This window comes from Paenibacillus taiwanensis DSM 18679, assembly GCF_000425125.1.
Lineage (GTDB): Bacteria > Bacillota > Bacilli > Paenibacillales > Paenibacillaceae > Paenibacillus_B > Paenibacillus_B taiwanensis.
Window position 1 is genome coordinate 20700 of sequence record NZ_AULE01000002.1, and the last position, 20211, is coordinate 40910.

The 20211-nt window shown below is 46.9% G+C and carries 19 protein-coding genes and 1 riboswitch; of the genes, 12 read left to right on the forward strand and 7 right to left on the reverse strand.

Annotated features, from left to right (window positions below; translation table 11 throughout):
* Positions 1–12: 12 nt before the first annotated feature.
* Positions 13–522: a YwiB family protein gene (locus tag H509_RS0100690; RefSeq protein ID WP_051286740.1), complete on the reverse strand. Its 510-nt coding sequence runs from the start codon at positions 520–522 to the stop codon at positions 13–15.
* 319 nt (positions 523–841) lie between these two features.
* Here H509_RS0100690 and H509_RS0100695 point away from each other — a divergent pair, with 319 nt between their 5' ends.
* The gene (locus H509_RS0100695; RefSeq protein WP_028543372.1) at positions 842–1114 is read left to right on the forward strand and encodes a hypothetical protein; all 273 of its coding nucleotides are present in this window, start codon (positions 842–844) and stop codon (positions 1112–1114) included.
* Positions 1115–1400: 286 nt separating this feature from the next.
* A complete protein-coding gene (locus H509_RS0100700; RefSeq protein ID WP_028543373.1) occupies positions 1401–2816 on the forward strand; it encodes an alpha-L-fucosidase in 1416 nt (471 codons plus the stop codon).
* A 91-nt stretch (positions 2817–2907) separates the two neighbouring features.
* Here H509_RS0100700 and speB read toward each other — a convergent pair whose 3' ends face one another.
* Both speB and speE read right to left on the reverse strand, forming a co-directional pair.
* On the reverse strand, positions 2908–3777 hold the full coding sequence (speB, locus tag H509_RS0100705; RefSeq protein WP_028543374.1) for an agmatinase: 870 nt from the start codon (positions 3775–3777) through the stop codon (positions 2908–2910).
* A 16-nt stretch (positions 3778–3793) separates the two neighbouring features.
* Positions 3794–4621 (reverse strand): polyamine aminopropyltransferase, encoded by an 828-nt coding sequence (speE, locus tag H509_RS0100710; protein ID WP_028543375.1) that lies wholly within the window; start codon positions 4619–4621, stop codon positions 3794–3796.
* A gap of 265 nt (positions 4622–4886) precedes the next feature.
* On the opposite strand from speE, the gene H509_RS0100715 reads away from it, so the two are divergent.
* The gene (locus tag H509_RS0100715) at positions 4887–6962 is read left to right on the forward strand and encodes a transglycosylase domain-containing protein (RefSeq protein ID WP_028543376.1); all 2076 of its coding nucleotides are present in this window, start codon (positions 4887–4889) and stop codon (positions 6960–6962) included.
* Positions 6963–7110: 148 nt separating this feature from the next.
* Here the strand turns inward: H509_RS0100715 and H509_RS0100720 are convergent, their stop codons facing one another.
* The gene (locus H509_RS0100720; protein WP_028543377.1) at positions 7111–9333 is read right to left on the reverse strand and encodes an MMPL family transporter; all 2223 of its coding nucleotides are present in this window, start codon (positions 9331–9333) and stop codon (positions 7111–7113) included.
* 239 nt (positions 9334–9572) lie between these two features.
* Between H509_RS0100720 and H509_RS0100725 the strand changes: the two genes are divergently transcribed.
* Positions 9573–10193, forward strand: coding sequence for a TetR/AcrR family transcriptional regulator (locus tag H509_RS0100725; RefSeq protein WP_036695760.1), 621 nt, complete (start codon positions 9573–9575; stop codon positions 10191–10193).
* 14 nt (positions 10194–10207) lie between these two features.
* The gene (locus tag H509_RS0100730) at positions 10208–10489 is read left to right on the forward strand and encodes a hypothetical protein (protein ID WP_028543379.1); all 282 of its coding nucleotides are present in this window, start codon (positions 10208–10210) and stop codon (positions 10487–10489) included.
* On the opposite strand, the gene H509_RS0100735 is transcribed toward H509_RS0100730, so the two are convergent.
* Complete coding sequence (locus H509_RS0100735; RefSeq protein ID WP_028543380.1) at positions 10473–10673, reverse strand: YwbE family protein; 201 nt, start codon at positions 10671–10673, stop codon at positions 10473–10475. The two genes, H509_RS0100730 and H509_RS0100735, sit on opposite strands and share 17 nt — an antisense overlap.
* Positions 10674–10878: 205 nt before the next feature.
* Entirely contained in the window at positions 10879–11376 is a 498-nt protein-coding gene (locus H509_RS0100740) for a YwhD family protein (RefSeq protein ID WP_028543381.1), read from the reverse strand.
* 153 nt (positions 11377–11529) lie between these two features.
* Here H509_RS0100740 and H509_RS0100745 point away from each other — a divergent pair, with 153 nt between their 5' ends.
* The 3 genes from H509_RS0100745 to H509_RS0100755 all read left to right on the forward strand — a co-directional run bounded on the left by H509_RS0100745 (position 11530) and on the right by H509_RS0100755 (position 15166).
* Positions 11530–13512, forward strand: coding sequence for a M1 family metallopeptidase (locus H509_RS0100745; RefSeq protein ID WP_028543382.1), 1983 nt, complete (start codon positions 11530–11532; stop codon positions 13510–13512).
* A 7-nt stretch (positions 13513–13519) separates the two neighbouring features.
* Positions 13520–14335, forward strand: coding sequence for a hypothetical protein (locus tag H509_RS0100750; RefSeq protein ID WP_028543383.1), 816 nt, complete (start codon positions 13520–13522; stop codon positions 14333–14335).
* Positions 14336–14544: 209 nt separating this feature from the next.
* Positions 14545–14688: riboswitch (cyclic di-AMP (ydaO/yuaA leader) on the forward strand.
* 4 nt (positions 14689–14692) lie between these two features.
* Positions 14693–15166, forward strand: a complete 474-nt coding sequence (locus H509_RS0100755) for a C40 family peptidase (RefSeq protein ID WP_028543384.1) — start codon at positions 14693–14695, stop codon at positions 15164–15166.
* 557 nt (positions 15167–15723) lie between these two features.
* Here H509_RS0100755 and H509_RS0100760 read toward each other — a convergent pair.
* A complete protein-coding gene (locus H509_RS0100760) occupies positions 15724–16290 on the reverse strand; it encodes a hypothetical protein (protein ID WP_028543385.1) in 567 nt (188 codons plus the stop codon).
* A 289-nt stretch (positions 16291–16579) separates the two neighbouring features.
* On the opposite strand from H509_RS0100760, the gene H509_RS0100765 reads away from it, so the two are divergent.
* From H509_RS0100765 to H509_RS0100785, 4 genes are all read left to right on the forward strand, one after another.
* Complete coding sequence (locus H509_RS0100765; RefSeq protein WP_028543386.1) at positions 16580–17467, forward strand: ABC transporter ATP-binding protein; 888 nt, start codon at positions 16580–16582, stop codon at positions 17465–17467.
* 149 nt (positions 17468–17616) lie between these two features.
* Complete coding sequence (locus H509_RS0100775) at positions 17617–18351, forward strand: ABC transporter permease (protein WP_028543387.1); 735 nt, start codon at positions 17617–17619, stop codon at positions 18349–18351.
* Entirely contained in the window at positions 18352–19557 is a 1206-nt protein-coding gene (locus H509_RS0100780; protein ID WP_028543388.1) for a sensor histidine kinase, read from the forward strand. It abuts the gene before it with no gap.
* Positions 19554–20159: a response regulator transcription factor gene (locus H509_RS0100785; RefSeq protein WP_028543389.1), complete on the forward strand. Its 606-nt coding sequence runs from the start codon at positions 19554–19556 to the stop codon at positions 20157–20159. The genes H509_RS0100780 and H509_RS0100785 overlap by 4 nt, the downstream gene beginning before the upstream one ends.
* Positions 20160–20211: the final 52 nt, after the last annotated feature.

Consider the following 20211-nt stretch of genomic DNA (forward strand, 5'->3'; position numbering starts at 1 on the left):
AATGGTTCCTCCTCAATTTTCGTGCGCAAGCTCCAGCCGCATCTCAATTTCAAATTGCCCCGTACATTTTTCTTCTATATATAGATCATATGACCAGCCGATATAAGACGGAAACAGCGTCTCAGAGCCATCTGATAATCTTATAGGTACATCCTTGCGTTCCATTCGGCGTGTGCGAGTCACCAGAGGAAAACGTAATACCTCAGATCTGTACGCACCTTGAAGCGAACGCTCCTTGGCAAATGACATCTCCGATTGTACATGACCTCGTCGTGACAACTTCCACTCCTCGGCACTCAGTTTTAACATAACTGTTGTATCTGGCAACAATGTTGCATGCTGAGACGAGCCACTTTGCTGCTTAGTCTGCTCCTCTTCAGGAGCTGGTTCAATGTATCGAATATACATACTGTTTCCTTTATAATACAAATCACCTTCAACCCGCAGCTCGACACATTCATGCTGCTGCCTGCTCGTTACGTGAATACGAACACGCTGCTTATCTGAACGTTGTCCTGTCATCATTGCTACTCCCTATCTCAAGTAAAGTCTGATTCAACAATTATCTAGGAAAGGCGCTGCTTTTGCAACCTCTTTTGCCGCGTTGTTCCTTTATCATCAAGCCTTATTCACCCTAGACAACTTTACATATAATTTGAGCAGACAACTACTCCAAACGACAGATTGCAAAAGCTTACAATATTGTAAGCAACCTCAATAGTAAATCTATGGATGTTATGAATCATCTGCCTTATAATTTTAAATAGATAAAATGAAGTGTGAACCGTTGTACTTTCGTCATATTTGCAAAAGATAACTGAACCGATAGGAGCTGACATCAATGCAATGGACTATGATTGTCTCATGGGTAACCCTGAATCAGGATATCCTGCTGTTAACTTTATTGGGTCTTCATCTCGTATCCGTGCTTTGGATCCTTGTGGACAGCATTCGCATTGAACGATCGATCCTGTTTACACTGATGATTACCCTTATCGCAGCCATTACACCGGTTGTTGGATTATTTATTTATATGCTAATTCGACATACTAAGCTTACCTCGCATGCCACGGCCTCTAGCAGACGGACTCATTCGGCTATACTGACAAGGTAACATAGAAGGGAGTTGCCTTAGATTTGTATCCGGCAGCTCCCTCTTTATTTTCTCCTACTTGCCTAGCTTCATACTGCATAAACACTAGCCCCTCTCTTCTAACTTAATGGACCCCGCCCATTTATTCATTATTTTAAAATGATATCGGTATCCACAAACTATTTATTTATACTATCCTTTGAAAGCACTTTTCCATTATAATAGACCTATGAATTTGAGATACCGATAACTCATTTTCATTACGATGATGCTTGTTTCATGATCACATCTCAGGAGGATGATTTACATGAGCGACGCAAATGCACAAAAAGTAGAACAAGAAGAGGAATCCGTAGAGGCTGGAGTACATACCTTTAGCCAAGAAAGTGAATGGATAAAACCTGAACATCCGCAGCTCCTAGCACAATTAGAATGGTTTCAAAATCAAAAGTTAGGTCTAATGATGCACTGGGGTACTTATTCTCAGCTTGGAATTGTGGAGTCATGGGCATTAAGTGATGATGACGCAGACTGGTCGCGTGATGGAATTGATTGGGAACAGGACGGGGAGACATTTAAACAACAATACTGGAACTTGAACAAAACGTTCAACCCTGTTCGCCTCCAACCTGATGAATGGGCAACACTCGCCGCTGACAATGGGTTTAAGTACCTAATTTTTACAACGAAACATCACGACGGCTATTGCATGTGGAATACTAAAACAACCGATTACCGCATTACCGGTTCCGAGTCGCCTTTTCGCGACCATCGCTACGCGGATATTTGTCGGCATGTGTTTGATGCTTTCCGTAACCGCGGGCTAGGAATTGCCGCTTATTTCTCAAAAGCTGATTGGAATACCCCTTACTATTGGGCGCCTAATATGGAACGAAGCAATCCGACCTGGCGCGGGCCCTCCTATCATCCAGAGCAGCATCCTGAGCTGTGGGAGCAATTTGTACAGTTCACCCACGAGCAAATTATGGAGCTTATGTCCGCGTACGGACGTATTGACGTCTTGTGGTTGGACGCAGGCTGGGTGTGCGCAGAGAGCCGCCGTGTGCCTCAAGATATTCGGCTGGGTGAAGTTGTTGAACGTGCACGCCAGACACAACCGTGGCTGCTCGCTGCTGATCGTACCGTTGGCGGCCCTTACGAAAACATTATTACACCCGAGCAAACCGTTCCTGCAACAGCGCTGCATGTCCCTTGGGAAAGCTGTATCACGATGGGGACTTCCTTCTCCTATAAATTCGACGATGAATACAAATCCATTCGCCAATTGGTACATCTCTTAATTGAGGTAGTTTCCAAAGGCGGAAATCTAGCGCTCAACGTCGGGCCGCAGCCTGACGGCCGGCTTCCCCAAGGCGCAATTCGCTGCATGGAGGGCTTAGGGGCGTGGCTGAAACAGAATGGTGAAGCCATCTACAGCACACGTATTTGTGCACCATATTACACTGAGCGGTGCGCCTTTACTCGTAAAGGAGACAGCGTCTACGGCTTCTATCTTTATCCGTCCGATGATAGTGCTGTAGAGGCTTCCGTAACACTGCCGTACACAGGTAAAGTCGGTCGTGTTACTCTGCTTGGGGCTAACGATCCTCTTCACTTTGCATGCTCAGAAGAGGGCTTGCTAATACAGCTGCCTCCATCCGAGTTAGGTGGCGACTCTGCACCGTTAGCGCATGTGTTTCACATCCTAGCAGCTGATGAATAATATTAAGCTGTGGGGATAAGTAACCCTATAGTAAATACACAAAGGGACTGTGCCCCCTTCCAATGGAAGGATGACAACAGTCCCTTATTCCTTACTTCACAAATCCAAGCAGCATTTCGCGGATAATTTTGCTTGCCGCAATTGGTGTCTGCTCTGTTGGATCATAGATCGGTGCCACCTCAACGAGGTCACATCCTACTACGTTTACTTGCGAGCCCGCAATCAAATGCACAGCTTCAAGCAATTCCTTCGTCGTAATGCCACCAATCTCAGCTGTTCCCGTACCTGGTGCACAGCTTGGATCAAGCACGTCGATGTCAATCGTCACGTAAACCGGACGTCCTGACAACTCAGGCAACACTTTACGCAGCGGTTCAGCTACTTCAAACGGATAAAAATTAATGTTCTCACGCGCATACGTCCACTCCTCGCGCGAACCCGAACGAATACCGAACTGATAAATGTTTTTGCTGCCGATCATCTCAGCCGCTTTACGAATTGGAGTGGAGTGAGAAAGCGGCTCACCTTCATAGTTCTCACGCAGGTCAGCATGAGCATCAATATGAATGATGGCCAAATCCGGATACTTCTTGTAAACCTCTTGGAAGACAGGCCAGGAAACCAAATGCTCCCCGCCTAAGCCTACTGGGAATTTATCGTCCTTCATGAGGCCTGCAATGTACTCTTGGATAATGTCCAAGCTGCGCGCTGCATTACCAAAAGGCAGAAGCAGATCACCCGCATCAAAGTACGTGATGTCCTCAAGACTTTTATCGAGATAAGGACTGTATTCCTCTAACCCGACAGAGGACTCCCTAATTCTACCAGGACCGAAACGGGAACCTGGGCGGAATGATACGGTGTAGTCCATCGGCATACCGTAAATGACTGCTTTGGAATTCTCGTAATCATCAGAGCTTAATATAAATACGTTGCCGGAATATCTTTGATCTAAGCGCATCTTGGTGCCTCCCTGCTTACTTCGTCAAATCTTCCACGAATTTAGGCAGGCAGAACGCTGCATGATGCAACCGTGGAGAATAATATTTAGTATCGATCTCGGCAATGCTGTCTGCGTCTACTTTTAACGGATCATATGTCTTGCTACCCATCGTAAACGTCCACAAACCACTTGGATATGTTGGAATGTTCGCACCATACACACGTACGATCGGGAAGATCTCCTTCACATCGCGGTTTACTTGCTGGATCAAATCCGCTTTGAACCAAGGGTTGTCCGTCTGTGCTACAAACAAACCATCTTCTTTTAGTGCCTCATAGATGCCTTGGTAGAAACCACGCTCAAAGAGCGGAGCCGCAGGACCTACAGGTTCTGTAGAGTCTACCATAATCACATCGTATTCGTTCTTGCTATTCAAAATGTGCATATAACCATCGTTAACGATGACTTCTACACGTGGGTTATCAAGTTCACCTGCGATCTCAGGCAAGTACTGCTTCGAATACTCAATGACTTTTCCGTCAATTTCAACCAGAACAGCCTTCTCAACGGACGGGTGCTTCATAATCTCGCGGATAACACCGCCGTCTCCACCGCCCACAACAAGCACATGCTTAGGGTTAGGGTGAGTATACAATGCAGGATGGGCAACCATCTCATGATAGACAAACTCGTCTTTAACCGTTGTCATTACCATGCCGTCCAATACGAGCATGCGTCCAAATTCTTCGGTTTCCTGCATCACTAAATGCTGGAACGGCGTCTGTTCATTTACATACGTCTCACGGATCTTAGCCGTAATGCCGAAGCTCGGCGTTTGTTTCTCTGTATACCACAATTCCATAATAATCAACCTGCTTTCTTCCGGTGACCGGTGATGGTATCGTTGGTCCAGCGAAATGCTCGTAATGGTTCCTGTGTAACATTCGTAACACTTCTTCTCCATATTGCACCAAACAAATGTATTATATATAATCCCCCCCAAAATGCAACTATTTCACACAATAATTATTATTTTGTTTGGAATATCCTGTCGATTCCTTTTCCATACTGATGAGATAGAGTAACTATTTAACAGTAGTCATCGGTTATAAAAGGAGACGGCGGGCATGAGCGACATACTTAAACGAGCATCAACCAAAACGAAGAAGAAACGCTGGCGTACCGTTTTTTATATATGGGGAGTGTTAGCTGCACTCAGTATCGGAGCAGCTGCCTCCACGCTTGGTTACCTGTACTTGACAGAGCTGCCTGAATCCCAACTACAGCAATCCTCCGAGTTGCTGGACCGTACTGGCAAGCCTCTTGCGCTGCTAGCCTCAGGCCAAACGCTGCAACAATCTGTGAGCATTCGGGATATTGCACCGTCCCTTGTACAGGCCACGTTAGCAACTGAGGATCGCAAGTTTTACAATCATTTTGGCATCGATATTTATGGTGTCGCAAGAGCGGCAGTCGTCAACCTGGAGCACCTTTCTACCAAGCAGGGGGCAAGTACATTAACGCAGCAACTGGCCCGCAACATGTATTTGACGCATGAACGAACATGGAAACGAAAGGCGAAAGAAGCGCTCTTTGCGCTGCAGCTTGAAATGAAGTATAGCAAGGATGATATTTTGGCGATGTATTTAAATCAAATTTATTATGGTCATGGTACATATGGCATTGAATCTGCTGCCAGAATGTATTTTGGAAAATCGGCGAAGGAGCTGACACTCGCTGAAAGTGCCATGCTTGCTGGTATACCACGTGGTCCAAGTTATTATTCACCGTGGATTAATATGAAAAATGCAAAGGATCGGCAAAAAGTGGTGCTGCAAAATATGGTGGAAACAGGTGCCCTTGCACAGCACGAAGCGGATGTTGCTTATAACGCAACTCTTCAATTTCGAACAAAGGAAGAACGCTCGGATACACTTGTTGCCCCTTATTTTCGTGATTATGTACGCAAAGAATTGTATGCACTCGGCTTAACGGAGGATGAGATCGAATCAGGCGGCCTGCGTATTTACACCACACTGGATGCACGTGCACAAGCAGCAGCCGAATCAGCAGTGGCCAAAAACATTCCCTCAGCTGGCGATTTACAGGCGGCTCTCGTCTCGATTGATCCAAGGTCAGGCGACATTAAGGCTATGGTTGGTGGCAAAAACTATCGAGAAAATCAGTATAATCGCGTATTCGCCAATACGCGGCAGCCAGGCTCTGCGTTTAAGCCTATCGTATACTTGACGGCGCTGGAGCAAAAACAGCTAACGGCAGCCTCACGCTTTACGAGTCAGCCAACTTCTTTCAGTTACGATGAAGGCCGCAAAACGTACAGTCCAAGTAACTTTGGCGGCAAATATTACGGAGATATCGATCTCCGCCAAGCAATTGCCGCCTCGGACAACATTTTTGCCGTGAATACGATTATGCAAATCGGTCCAGACAAAGTTATTGAGATGGCCAAGCGGCTCGGTATTCATGCCGAAATGAAACCAGTGCCATCTCTCGCACTTGGCACGTACCCTGTCAGCCCGTATGAAATGGCTTCCGTTTATGCTGTGCTAAGCAACGAAGGAAACAAGATGATGCCTAGAGCCGTATTAGCTGTGACGGATCGAGAAGGGCACATAATCTATCAAGCAGCCGCTTTAAAACCTGTTCCCATTGTAGATTCCGCTACAACGTATGTATTAACGAACCTCATGGAAAGTGTGTTTGAAGCAGGAGGAACTGGCAATCGAGTATCATCATTGATCAAACGGCCCGTAGCCGGCAAAACCGGAACAACGGATAGTGATTCGTGGATTGTAGGTTATACACCCGAGCTGTCTACAGCCGTCTGGGTGGGGTATGACAAGGGCAAGACCATTACGACTACAGATGCGCACCTATCGGCGCCGATTTTTGCCGAATATACCGAGAAAGCGCTGGAAAGTGTGCCTCCCAAACTTTTCACGATTCCAGAAAATGTCGTTAACGTTTATATTGACTCGGATTCTGGTAAGCTCGCCGGTGAAGGGTGTGTGAACAAGCGTCTTGAGACATTTGTCCGCGGCACAGAGCCTACGCAATGGTGCGGACTGCATCCTGGGGGCAATACTTCCGAGCAGAAGCAGCCCGAGGAAGCTCCATTGCCGGCGGAAACTAAAGAGAAGCAATCGTGGTGGAAGCATTTGAAGCGTTGGTGGGCAGGCTAACACGATTTAAACTATAATAATGACAAAAAAAGCCATCGAACAAGAGCTGAACTGATCGTTCAACTCTCGTTCGATGGCCTCTATAATTATTCTCCAAAAAGGAGAACAAGCTGCAAAGCTTCCGTCTCATAGCGGTTCTGAACGGTTCTTATTCGGTTGATGCGGATCGCTCTTCCACACGGCTTAATTTACCCGGCCAGAAGGCCCATCGCCCCAGTACCGTCGTTATAGCAGGCACCATAAAAGGACGTACAATAAACGTGTCCAGCAGCACGCCAAGCGCAGTCACCGTCCCGAATTGCACGAGCACCTGCATAGGCAGCGTAGCCAACACAGCAAATGTTCCCGCCAATATTATACCCGCCGAAGTAATGACGGAGCTCGTTTCGTTAACTCCCTCACGAATCGCTTGCTTCATCGGCATCTCCTTGCTCTTCTGCCAGATGCGCGACACCATAAATATATTGTAGTCCTCCCCAAGCGCTACCAAAAATACAAACGCGTACAATGGAATCGCTCCTTGAATAGCCTCCGCGCCAAACCCATAGTGCAGAATTAGCCAACCTAAGCCTAGCGCAGAAAAATAGGAAAGTACCACGGTACCAATTAAATAGACAGTGGCCACGATAGATCGTAAATAAATGAGCAGCAGCAATGCAATCAAGCCAATGACAACGGGAATAACAATGGATGTATCTCGGTCATTAACAAATTTGGTATCGTATTGAGTAGCTGTCTGACCGCCTATCCATACCTTTTGCTCCACGTTATTCAGCCCTGCCTCCAGCAAAGCAGACTCCGTCGCGGAACGAATTTCCGGGATATGGCTCATAGCTTCCTGCGAATACGGATTCGAGCTTAGTTCTATACGGTACGCTAAAATATGCTCGTTCTTTTGCCCTTTCTGCGGGTCAAATACTTGATCGATATAAGGAAGCGAATCCAGCACCTTTTGTAATGGAACATCTTTACCTTCTGTATCTATCATCAAGTTTACAGGGGCCAACTCCCCCTGCGAGAACTTTTCTCCAATTATTTTAAACCCTTCTCTTGATTCCATCGTAGATGGAAAGGAAGATAAGAGGTCGTATGTGTATTGGATTCGTGTAGAAAAGCCCGCTAGCCCGCCTAACAGCAGAACGGTAATGGCGATTACCGCCCACGGACGTGTCACCACAACCCGACCTATCCAGCCAGCAGACTTATGAACCTTCTTCTGCTTGACAGGTTTTCCTTTATGCTTGGCACGCTCTGCTTCCATTTCAGGTGTCCGGGGAACGAACGGATAAAATGATCCTCTTCCGAAAATAGCAAGCAACGCCGGAACGAGTGTTAAGCTTGCAATACCCATAATGAGAATAGATAAGCTAAAAGGAACAGCAAAGCGGTAATAGGCGCCATACTTCGCCAGCAGCAACACTAATAAGGAGATAACTACTGTAAATCCACTCATCGCAATAGCACCCGACGAACCTTTTAAGGCATAAACCAATGCCTGACGCTTATCAGCTACATGAGTGAGCAGGTGTCTATAATGCGAAACTAGGAATAGACAATAATCTGTACCCGCTCCAAACAAAAGCACCGTCATAATGGAGATCGCTTGTGCATCAACTGTTATCCAGCCCTGCTGCGCCATAAAGCCTAGAATAGGTCCGATTGCACCGTATGCAAAGCCCACAGCGATAAGTGGTATAAGTGCCAACATCGGTGAACGGTAAATTAGCAGTAAAATGACTAATACGAGCAATACGGTAGCCACTAGCAACGAAACGTCTGCATTCATAAACAGCCCCGTCGCATCAATAGAAATACCAACAGGTCCCGTGACTCGGGCACTTAATGCTGTAGTTGATTCGATACTCTCATTAAATGGGTTATTGCCAAATTGAGCAGTTGCCTGCTGCTTTAATTGTGCAACACTTGCCTTGAGCCGGACCACATCTGCTTCCTTGTTAAACAATACGGGCAGTACCAACGTGCTCTTATCCGTAGATAACTGCGCCTGCAACGCAGGGAGTGGGAACTTATGCAATGGCATAACCGTGGTCTGGTCAGGCAGCGGGTTCGCTTCCCATTGCTTGGTTAGCGCCTGCAAATGCAGCAAATCTTCCTGCGTTAATCCTCCCGGTCGCTGCCAGACGATCAGAGCAGGGTTTCCCGCTTCGTTCGGAAACTCGCGCTCCGCAATAAGAGCGGCTTCAACCGAAGGGGTATCTGCGGCAAGGTTGACCGCACCATTTTGCTCCTGCGACTTTACGGAGGGCCATACCCCGTTTAACACGGCTACAATCATAATCCAAATGATTAACGTGATCCACTGACCGCGCGGACCAGATACCCATCCGCTAATTTTGCGTTTCTGTTCCATCGTATCCTAGTCCTCCTATATTTATTTCTCCTTGATCTGCTCAAGGGCAAGGTACGATTACCTAACCCATCTATTTAGCACCCGTTAGAGAAATAAGTTATAATATTATATATACCGGAAGGTTAATTAATTAGCAATCCTTTTTTTACATTTCTCTTTAAACTATATGTGAATAGATACGTTACCAGTATAATGAACAGAGAACAGATGTTAACGTTATAAAGGAGCTTCTTATCGATATGAACTCGAAACGCCCACGCAGACCAGGCAGACCCAAATTGGATGACAACGGCACGCCTTTACAGACCGTGATTGTACAAACGGCAGCGCGAATGTTTATGGAGCAAGGCTTTGAAGCAATCTCGCTCCAGCTTATTGCTAAAGCTTGTGCTGTTACCAAAGCAACCATTTATTATTACTATTCCAATAAAGCAGAACTGTTTACGGCCGCTGTCGTTCAGGTATTAGAGAGAGGACATTACTTTACCCAACAGCACTTGTTGGCACCTCTCAGCTTCAAAGAACGACTACAGGCGATTGCGTTATCCAAGATGCAACAATCCCATGTGGATATGGAGACGATGATGCGTGAAGCCGAGGCCCAGCTATCTATTGAACAGATGGAGCGAATCCGTCAAGCAGAGCAGCACATTCATGATCTGCTTGCTGAACATTTTGAGATCAGCATCGGCCAAGGAATTGTTCGAGCCGGTAATGCCATGATGATGGCTCATGCCTTCTCTGCGCTTGTTATGTTAGGCAACAGAGACAGTGCCGTTCAATTGTACACATCTAAGCAACAGCTGGCTGAAGCCGTTGTTGACATGTTTTGGTCAGGCATTTCTATTTCCTCTAAGTGATGTACATAGCTTACATGACTGAGGGCCAACGCCCTGTGCCTGTTCCTTTTGAACATTCGTTCTCGTATCCTGTAACCTTGGTGGATGATGACGATCATCATGTATGGCCACATGCAGTGCTATTAATGAAAGAAGCCGTATACACCACCTCTAGCGGAGCTTACGGCTTCTTTGATATGGGTATGATGTCCACCATGCGACGCAATAATAGCCCCATACCAGAACATTTTATTTTACATCGAACACATCGCTTATATCGCTTACTCGCACTAACGCAGATTAGTTTGGCTGAATAATCTCCTGCACACGCCCAACCATTCCATTGGCAAGCCTTACTTTAATGCCATGCGGATGCTGAGGGGCGTTTGTTAATATATCCTTTACAATGCCTCGCGTTCGTTTGCCTGTACGTTGATCCTGTTTTAATACGATATCTACTTCCAGGCCTGGTTTGATGTCAGCACGCAGCTTTCCGCTCATGTTCATTTCACTTCCCTCATTGTTGATATCTACTAGCTGAAAGATGAGAAATAAAAAATAGAAGGTGAGATCTATGTGCATCGCTTTAAAATACCTCATCCGTCCTCGAATTTCCCGATCAGCTTCACTCAAAAAAAGAAGGAGCCTTTGCGTCGGATCTACGACGCTCCAGCCTCCCTCTTGTTCGTAATTACATCTAGTATAACTACACTAGTGCCGCTTTAACCTCTTCAGATGTGTTGGCCCACCATTCTTCATTATGCGTTTGCAGCAGCCCGCGCAGCAAGCCCAACTCTTCTTCACCTAGCCCATCAAGCATAACACGGCGTTTCATGGCAGCATCCATCTTATTCACATGCTCCGCAAGAATCTTCCACCCACGCTTCGCTTCCGCGTCAATCAGCATCTCACAAGCTGTCAGGCCCGCATAGAATCCGCCCTCAGCGTTGCGGTCAACGGCCACCCATACGATCCAGCAAGTACGACCATTTGGCACGTCTTCTTTGTTTGCAGAGAACTTAATGCCGCGTTCCAGCTTGCTTTTAGCATGCATGGCGCCAATATCAATGTAGGCGCGTCCCCCTTCGATCATGACAGGCGACACATTATTCAGATCGATGCTGCCTGCACCGAAGCCTTTATGCTTACCGCTGCTTACGACGTTAAGCGCAAGCGGCTTCTTTACCTTCTTCTCTTGTTCCATTATTATTCTCCTTCCTCGCCCTCTCTACGTTCCTATTCCTGACAGGAAACAAAGCCTTGGCTGGAATCAAAATCATTTTCATTTTAGCTAATATTCTGTAAAAAGCCAACATATACATGCTGTAGATGCTTGTCAACGGGAGGTAAGAAACGGATGACTCGAAGCAACGCCTATCGCTCACTCCTCTATTCACTCTTATTTATCACAGCTGGTATCCTGCTTACGCAATGGCTCACACCTACGCAGCCCTTACCCTCCCTCGGTCCAGAAGTGACACAAGGGAAGGCCAAAACCAGTGAACCGATTACGCCACAGCAGATTCAAGCTGTCACACCAAAGGCCCGCAGTGAGCGGGTATCGGAGTACCACATTGAGGTCCGATTGGACGAGGCGTCCAAGACCCTTTATGCCACTCAGACCGTGACATGGACCAACCCGGGTAAAAAAACGGTAAACGAACTTTACTTCCACCTGTACCCTAATGCATTCGCTTCTGCGGATACCACCTTTATGAAAGAATCTGGTGGTCGGCTGCGAGAAGACCGCATGCCACAGGACGGGTACGGCAGCATGCAGATTACGTCCCTACAATCAGTAGACGGGCTATCCTTGATGAACCGTCTGGAGTTTGTTCAGCCTGACGACGGCAACATAAAGGACAAGACTCTAGCTAAGCTGCGATTGCCGCAGCCTGTCAAAGGCCACGACAAAATTACGCTAAAGCTCAAATTTGAAGTCAAACTCCCTAAAGTCTTCGCCCGCATGGGAGCTACTAATCAATTTGTTATGGCTGGCCAATGGTTCCCTAAGCTGGCCGCGTATGAGAAGGCGGGTATTCGTGGCCGAGCTGAGGAAGGGTGGAATTTGCACCAGTATCATGGCAACTCCGAATTTTATTCCGACTTTGGCATTTTTAACGTCCGAATTCAGGTTCCTAGCAACTACATCGTAGCCGCAACCGGTTTTCCAACCAAGACACCTGTATTCGGAAATGGTACCAAGACGTATCAATTCTATGCAGACGATGTACATGACTTTGCTTGGTCAGCCTCTCCGAAGTTTGTCTATGCGGAAGAACCGTTCTCATCAGATAATGTGCCAGGTGTTCGGATCAAGCTGTACCTTGACCCTAAGCACGCACAGTTGAAAGATCGTTACTTTTTTGCCGCAAAAGCCGCACTTACCAAGTTTAGTGAATGGTACGGAGAATACCCGTATTCCACACTGTCCATTGTAGTCCCCCCAAAAGAGGCTAACGGGGCAGGTGGTATGGAATACCCTACATTAGTAACGGCATTTGGGGCAGATGATGAAAGCCCAGGCTATGATTTGGAGCGAACCGTCGTCCACGAGATCGGACACCAATATTTCTACGGGCTGCTCGCTTCCAATGAATTCGAGGAGGCTTGGCTCGACGAGGGCTTTACTTCTTATGCCGAGGATAAGTTAATGGAGTCGGAATTTGGCGTGACGCCTAATTTGGCGGTGCAAGCAAGTTACATGACTGATCCCGCTCCGCTCAAACAACATGCATGGCAATACAAAAATCAGAACCATTACGCCGAAAACGTATACTATCGCGCTAAGCTTGTACTGCTTGCCTTAGAAAAGCAGGTCGGAGAAAAGACGATGCAGCGTATTCTGAAAATCTATACGACCAAATACCGCTTTAAGCATCCGACTACCGCTGACTTTCAACGAGTCGTAGAATTGGTGACCAAACGGAAATGGACCGACTTTTTTAATCAGTATATATACGGGCAGAAAATGGCCGACTTTTCCGTCGAGAGCATATATACTCGTACTTTTAATGAAGGAGGAACGCCACGTTATGAGGCCACAGTAAATATTCAGAAAAACGGTGCTGACTATCCGAACGTACCAATCGTATTTCAATTTGCAGACGGAAGTACAACTCGTAAAGTATGGTCTGTGGAAGGCGATCGCATTCAATATAAGCTCAGTCATTCTTCTCCTCTCACATGGGTAATGATTGATCCCCTCTATACGATCATGGTAGAGAATCGCCACATTAATAACTATATGCGTGCTCAAATTGAAGAGCCCGTGCGCACGCGCGTCAATTGGGCGGCCGTCAAATGGCTCGAAGTAATAACAAACGTATTGGGGTGGTGATGGACATATGAAGCTGCATATGCGCGCAGGGTGGGACTGGCTAAAAGACCATTTATACATCTGGATCATCTTATTTCTATATCAGTTGTTGTGGGGATTTCTACTTTATCGCTTTATGGATTCCATCATCATGCCCATACTTCGACGGTATCCAAATCCACCACCTACAGAAATGAGTTCGCAGCTCTTCTTATTGGAATCTCAATTCCAATTAACTAAAACGTCTACTTATACACCGTACCTTTGGATCATAATAGCCTTTATTGCAGTGCGGATGCTGCTCACACCCATTATTCAGGCCGGTATCTGCTACTCAATGGCTAATCACCGAACCGAATCGGGGTTGACCTTTTTTAAAGGCATTGCCGCAGCATGGAAACCTTTTGCTCTCTTATATATCTTAGAAACGGCTTTGCTGCTCGCCCCTGCCTACTGGGTGATCCCTTATTTGGCCGAATCACTTGCTTCTAATCCGAGCTGGAAGCTGTTATTAACCGGAATTGTTCCTGTCAGTCTCGGTTGGCTGGTTGGAGGTTGGCTGCTTCATCATCTGTTTTTATTTCTACAATTCGGCGCAGGGGCAAACATGCCGCTACTGCTTGCGCTAAAAACCGGCATCATACGCGCTCTGCCTGTCATTGGATTGTCACTTCTATTTGCACTCATCTCATTACTATGCAGTACATTAGTGACAACCGCCGCTATGTTATGGACCGGAATGACCGCGCTTATTTTACAGCAAGCTTATCCTGCGCTACGCGCACTTCTCAAATTGTGGAGCATTTCGAGTCGATACCATGCATGGGATCATCGAGAACCGTAAATTTCGGTCTTTCTAAACAATTTTTCACTAAAAAAACGCTTACTTAAGCCTTTTATCGAGGTTTAAGCGCGTTTTTTTGGCGTTTAGGGACAAAAAGTGTTTGTCAAAGTAAAAAAGGTCTGCTAAAATAAACCTTAGATTGTTACAACTTTGTCATGAAAGACACTTAGTTCTTGCAATTTTGTAATCAGAAGTAACGGAATCTGATGTGAACCAATAGGCCAAATTCCCGTACACATCCGGGAAGCGGGGGAACCATTTATACTGGGTGAATTGATCTTGCGTATGCAGAGATCATAGGGAACCTTCAACCGAACCCTCCAGCTAACCTCGCAGGCACGGAAGGAGCTTTTCCAATTGAAGAAGAAGTTGGTCACTGCGGTGGTCGGTCTGAGCTTACTGTTCTCGATCGGAACAGGCAGCGCATTCGCCGCAACGAAGATGGACAACACTATCCAAGATTTAATGGGTATCGACTACAAGTATGGTGGTACTACAACGAAGGGGTTTGACTGCTCTGGATTTGTAAAGTATGTTTTTGACAAATTCAATGTCGAATTGCCTCGTTCGTCTTCTTCCCAGTATGAAGTTGGCGACAAAGTAAAAAAAGACGAGCTACGCCCTGGTGACTTGGTATTCTTCAATACGAGTGGCAGCGGAATCTCCCATGTCGGCATTTATGTAGGCAACGGTCAATTCGCTCACGCATCGACAAGCAAAGGAACACGTATCGACGATCTAAGCATGGATTACTATGAGAAGCGTTATGTTGGTGCTAAACGTATTCTCAGCTCGAAGCAATATGATAGCTTTGCTTCTTACGAGAAATAATACAATATTATACCGAAAGCCCGATGGATTGCCCTTCGCATTCTGTCGGGCTTTTATATTACATCTGTTCAATATACTATATGCACGCCATAATAAAACGTGCCACCTAGAGAGTCATCGTCCCTGAATAAATTGCTGCAGTCATAAACGAGCATGTGCTTATGCATCTTTACTTACGTGTAGCATCGACTACTATACATATGTTTGTGTTTGGCTGTATGGTGGCAGCATGCTAACGATCATTCTGCTCATCTATCCTCATCCTCAGCCCCGTACCCTTATGCAATAATTAACACGTAAGCCCTTAGGTGAATCAGGTTTATCTTCTCGTTTGTCCAAATATGAAATTAACTCCCCCATTTGCTTGCTCTTGTAAAAAGTAACCTTGCAGAACGTAATAGAGTCGAGCTAGAACAATCAGGACTACGCCGTTTATATACAAAAAGGCATGCTGGGCGCTCTTCCAACATGCCTCGACACGATTCAAAATGACTTGCCTACGTTCCACACATCTCCGACAAGTTCAGGACTCACCAACCGCGCTTCTCATAACTCCGTTACTGCTGTTGTTCTTTTACCTTGCTCCTTATTTGTTTCGTATTCAAGTGCTTCGTCGTTACTACTTGTTTCTTTGCATGTTCCCCTATGTGCTGTTGATGCAGCTTTTGCTTATCGACATGTTTCTCGTGGAACATCTTGCCGTTATGTCCAACCATTTGTCGCAATTCATGACGTAATTGCTTACTCGTCTTGTTTTCGACAACAATCCCGTATTTCTGTGCAATCGATATCAGCTTCTGCTGTCGAAGCTCTTTTATCTGACTTTGGAGCTTTACCTGCTCCTTGTTCAGCTGTCTCTTTTCCGTGTGATCGTTCTTGTTTAATTGTGCCGACCAGTGGCTTGCTTTGGAAGTCGAAGAGCTTGGCAGCAACGCCAGTACCCCGCCCTGTCCCTCACTCTTACGGGAAATATCCGTGTCATCTTCAGACGCAAATACAACCCGCGCTTCAGGCGACTTCGCAAATGCAGCAGCGGCATGTTCGCTTTGGGCCGCTGCCGGAGAGGCAAGCAGCAGCATCATTGCCGTTGACCAGGCGACCGCCGATGATGTCGTCCATTTCATACGTTCACCTCCTTTCTCGCTGTCATCTCTTCAGTATGAAGCCAACACATGAAACCAAGCTGAATGAATACTTAATAATAATTTAAGTTCATCTCCTCATTTTCGAATCAAATAAGGCTGTGTACGTTATTACGATCTGGAACGGGAACCGTTTCTGATTCTGATTCTGACATTTGTCAGCAGCAGTTCATGACATCGTACACTAACGGACGATGACGCGTAATACTACAATATGATTATAGCCACACGATAAACGGCAAACACATACTTCGTCAAAGGATGATGACAAATGACATACGCAATCGAATGTACTGGACTTAGCAAACAATTTGGAAGCTTTCATGCTGTAAATGATATAAATCTCCGTTTCAAGCAAGGACAAATTAGTGCATTGCTCGGCCCGAACGGTGCCGGCAAAACAACGACTATATCGATGATCCTTGGCTTGCAAAAACCAACCTCCGGCAGCATCAATGTGTTGGGTATGCCCGCCGGAACAAAAGAAATTCGTCAGCGCATCGGGGCATTGATGCAGGACGTGAAAGCTGCTGATGGGCTGACGGTCAAAGAAGTGCTGGAGTTGTTCCGCAGCTACTACCGGAACCCGCTGTCACTAGCCCGCCTGTTGGACCTGTCGGGCCTTCAGCAAGAAGCTAAGCGCCGCGCATCTGCATTGTCAGGCGGACAACGCAGAAGATTGGCCTTCGCCCAAAGCTTGGCCGGCAATCCTGAACTTATCCTGCTCGACGAACCAACGGTAGGCATGGATATTGAAGCTCGCGGCCGCTTCTGGGATACGATCCGGACATTGGCCGCTGATGGCCGGACTGTCGTGCTGACCACGCACGACTTGACCGAGGCTGACGGTGTTGCCGACCACATCGCCATCATCGCGGCGGGGCGCGTGGCGGCTGAAGGCACGCCTGCTCAATTAAAGGCCCAATCCGCGCTGCGATCCATTTCATTTCGATCCGGATGCGACTTGTCAGATGCTCAGCTCATGCAGCTACCAGGGGTCGTAAAGTTCGAACGTCATGCTGACCACATTCATTTGTACGCTGAAAATACAGACATATTAGTTGGGGCACTGCTTCAGTCAGGATGGGGCATATATGACCTGGAAATTCAATCTGCCAAACTCGAGGAAGCGTTTCGTATCCTTACCAACCAACAGTAAGCAGCCCGCTCACCAAAATCTTGAGTATTAATGCCAGAAGCATGTCCTTTTTATTCCGATCACTACGCCGTTCTGTTCCTGTCCTACTAAATTTCATTATGAACATGTCATACATAACCAACGTTATCCATCTAAGGAGGAGTCTTATCATGTTACTTGCTCAAACCAAAGCCGAAAGTTTACGTATTATCCGCAGCCCATTCTTTATGCTGTTTTCCATACTTATGCCACTCGCGTTTTACTTCCTGTTTGCTAGCTTGAATGGCGCTGACAAAAGCATCGCCTCTACGACCTATGGTTCATACTCGCTCATGTCGATGACCGCCTTTAGCCTAATCGGAACAGCCGTCAGCCAGTTTGGCATCCGACTAGCCTATGAACGTCGTGACGGCTGGGTACGCCTGCTCCGACTCACACCGCTAACACCGGCTGTATGGATTGGCAGCAAACTAATTGCACATATGGGCATTCATTTGCTAACCATTATAGTAATTTTCAGTGCAGCTCAACTCACGTATAGCTTTGATCTTACTCTTGCTCAATGGGTGTCTTGCGGATTATGGCTTTGGTTAGGCAGCCTTCCGTTTCTAGCTCTTGGCTCAATTTTAGGAACTATGAAAAATGCTGATGCCGCCATCGCGATAGGCAACATGCTGCATATGGGTCTCGCTATTCTGGGAGGACTATGGATGCCGCTTCGTACGCTCCCCCACTGGATGCAATCCATTGGCGAATGGCTTCCCTCTTACCGCTTTGCACATGGAGCCTGGAACATGCTTGCTGGAAGTGCACCTGTTTTACTGGATTGGTTAATTCTCGTAGTTAGCGGTATATTATTCATGGTATTATCAGGATATATACTGAATAGACGGGAAGCGATGTAAGTGAAAAAGACAGCATGGCGGATGTTTCCTGCTGAAGAGGGATGGGCCCCTGCCGTATCACTCACCAATCTCTTAGTGGCCATTTATTTCGTATTGCAGGAACCTCCGGTTAAGCTGGCGGCAGGTCTCCTGCTTGTGTTATTATTTGCTGCTGCGTACCGTGAGATCTTTTGGCGACACCAACAAGCTCCATTATTGCTCGGATGCCAATTAGCCATCCTGCTCGTTCTCACTGCCTACTACCATCCGATGTTTGCTTATATCGGTTTTCTTATGTCCTTGTCCCTAAGCCGACAGAAGCAGTCATTTATGGTGGGTGTGTCTGTTGTATTTGTAGTTGGTACTATATTTGCAGCTATTCCACAACTGAAAACAGTGGGGCCCGTTATTTTGATTATGCTGCTGCCGCCTATTTTTGGAGTGGCAATCGTACCGTTCATTATGAGAGCCTCCGCTCGCTACAAACAGATGGCCGAAAGACTTCAGGCAGCCACGTCTCAACTCGAGCGTATGGCTCAGCAAGAAGAGCGCCAACGTATTGCCCGTGAGTTGCACGATACGTTAGGACATACCTTATCTTTAATTTCCTTGAAGGGGGAATTAACGGAGAAGCTGATTACGCGTGATCCTGACCGCGCTCTTACAGAAGCGCGTGATATCCGCGAAACTGCTCGAGCTGCGTTAAAACAAATGCGTGAGCTTGTGACCGAGATGAAAATTGTTCGGCTAGTTGAGGAATATCAACATGCCCAGACCCTTTGCGCAGCAGCTGATATTCATCTACAGCTTAAACAACAAGCTGTAGGCGGTAAAAGCAATACGGATGAGCATACACAGACCGATACGTTTCGATCTGCTATCGAGGTAGCTGAAGCGCTGCCATTGTCACCCCTTCAGGAAACGATCCTTGCGATGTGTTTCCGTGAGGTCGTAACTAATGTAGTCCGGCACAGTCAAGCCAACTCTTGTATCGTTACTTTATATATCGAAGAGGGTCAAGTAAGACTAGCTGTCACGGACAACGGCATCGGACTTAACCTGAATGCCCAGTATCGTGCAGGCAGTTCAGGCATGACCGGCTTAAAGCAACGGCTTGCCCTTGTAGATGGCAAGCTGCAAATCGATTCCGCCCCTCAGGCCGGAACTAGTATTTATCTTATTATTCCGCGCGTATTACGCAGTGAACAGAGAGGTGAAGTCGGATGATACGAGTCATCCTAAGTGAAGATCAGCGACTACTGCGTGGTGCACTAGCTACCTTGTTGTCGCTTGAAGATGATATTGAAGTTGTCGGACAAGCCGAGAATGGCGAAGCCGCACTTACGCTTATACGTGAGCAGCAGCCCGATCTGGCGGTTCTTGATATTGAAATGCCGCTCAAAACGGGCCTGGACGTGGCAGAAGCTATTAAGCAAGAACAGCTCAACTGCCGAGTCATTATGCTAACTACATTTGCACGACCTGGCTACCTTCAGCGGGCAATGGCCGCAGGTGTATCGGGTTACCTGCTCAAAGACAGTCCAAGCGATGAGCTGTCCGATGCCATTCGCCAAGTCTATGCTGGACGCCGTGTCATCAGCCCTGAGCTGTCACTTGTAGTATGGGATAACCCCTGTCCTCTGTCTGCACGTGAACGTGAGGTCATGCAGTTGGCCGCTCAAGGCTTGACTATGCAGGATATCGGCAACAAGCTGTTCTTATCACATGGCACCGTTCGCAATTACATGTCGGAAGCGATCGGCAAGCTTGGTGCCGCCACCCGCATGGAAGCTATTCGCATGGCGCAAGACAAAGGCTGGCTGGAATAGATGGCAGCCAGGAAGCCCTCAATCAGGGTATCTTGGCTGCTAGTTGCTTCAC

Excerpts from the sequence above, each read along its gene's own strand:
- H509_RS0100690 (WP_051286740.1), bottom strand. The coding sequence starts at position 522 with ATGACAGGACAACGTTCAGATAAGCAGCGTGTTCGTATTCACGTAACG.
- H509_RS0100695 (WP_028543372.1), top strand. The coding sequence starts at position 842 with ATGCAATGGACTATGATTGTCTCATGGGTAACCCTGAATCAGGATATC.
- H509_RS0100700 (WP_028543373.1), top strand. The coding sequence starts at position 1,401 with ATGAGCGACGCAAATGCACAAAAAGTAGAACAAGAAGAGGAATCCGTA.
- speB (WP_028543374.1), bottom strand. The coding sequence starts at position 3,777 with ATGCGCTTAGATCAAAGATATTCCGGCAACGTATTTATATTAAGCTCT.
- speE (WP_028543375.1), bottom strand. The coding sequence starts at position 4,621 with ATGGAATTGTGGTATACAGAGAAACAAACGCCGAGCTTCGGCATTACG.
- H509_RS0100715 (WP_028543376.1), top strand. The coding sequence starts at position 4,887 with ATGAGCGACATACTTAAACGAGCATCAACCAAAACGAAGAAGAAACGC.
- H509_RS0100720 (WP_028543377.1), bottom strand. The coding sequence starts at position 9,333 with ATGGAACAGAAACGCAAAATTAGCGGATGGGTATCTGGTCCGCGCGGT.
- H509_RS0100725 (WP_036695760.1), top strand. The coding sequence starts at position 9,573 with ATGAACTCGAAACGCCCACGCAGACCAGGCAGACCCAAATTGGATGAC.
- H509_RS0100730 (WP_028543379.1), top strand. The coding sequence starts at position 10,208 with ATGACTGAGGGCCAACGCCCTGTGCCTGTTCCTTTTGAACATTCGTTC.
- H509_RS0100735 (WP_028543380.1), bottom strand. The coding sequence starts at position 10,673 with ATGAGCGGAAAGCTGCGTGCTGACATCAAACCAGGCCTGGAAGTAGAT.
- H509_RS0100740 (WP_028543381.1), bottom strand. The coding sequence starts at position 11,376 with ATGGAACAAGAGAAGAAGGTAAAGAAGCCGCTTGCGCTTAACGTCGTA.
- H509_RS0100745 (WP_028543382.1), top strand. The coding sequence starts at position 11,530 with ATGACTCGAAGCAACGCCTATCGCTCACTCCTCTATTCACTCTTATTT.
- H509_RS0100750 (WP_028543383.1), top strand. The coding sequence starts at position 13,520 with ATGAAGCTGCATATGCGCGCAGGGTGGGACTGGCTAAAAGACCATTTA.
- H509_RS0100760 (WP_028543385.1), bottom strand. The coding sequence starts at position 16,290 with ATGAAATGGACGACATCATCGGCGGTCGCCTGGTCAACGGCAATGATG.
- H509_RS0100765 (WP_028543386.1), top strand. The coding sequence starts at position 16,580 with ATGACATACGCAATCGAATGTACTGGACTTAGCAAACAATTTGGAAGC.
- H509_RS0100775 (WP_028543387.1), top strand. The coding sequence starts at position 17,617 with ATGTTACTTGCTCAAACCAAAGCCGAAAGTTTACGTATTATCCGCAGC.
- H509_RS0100785 (WP_028543389.1), top strand. The coding sequence starts at position 19,554 with ATGATACGAGTCATCCTAAGTGAAGATCAGCGACTACTGCGTGGTGCA.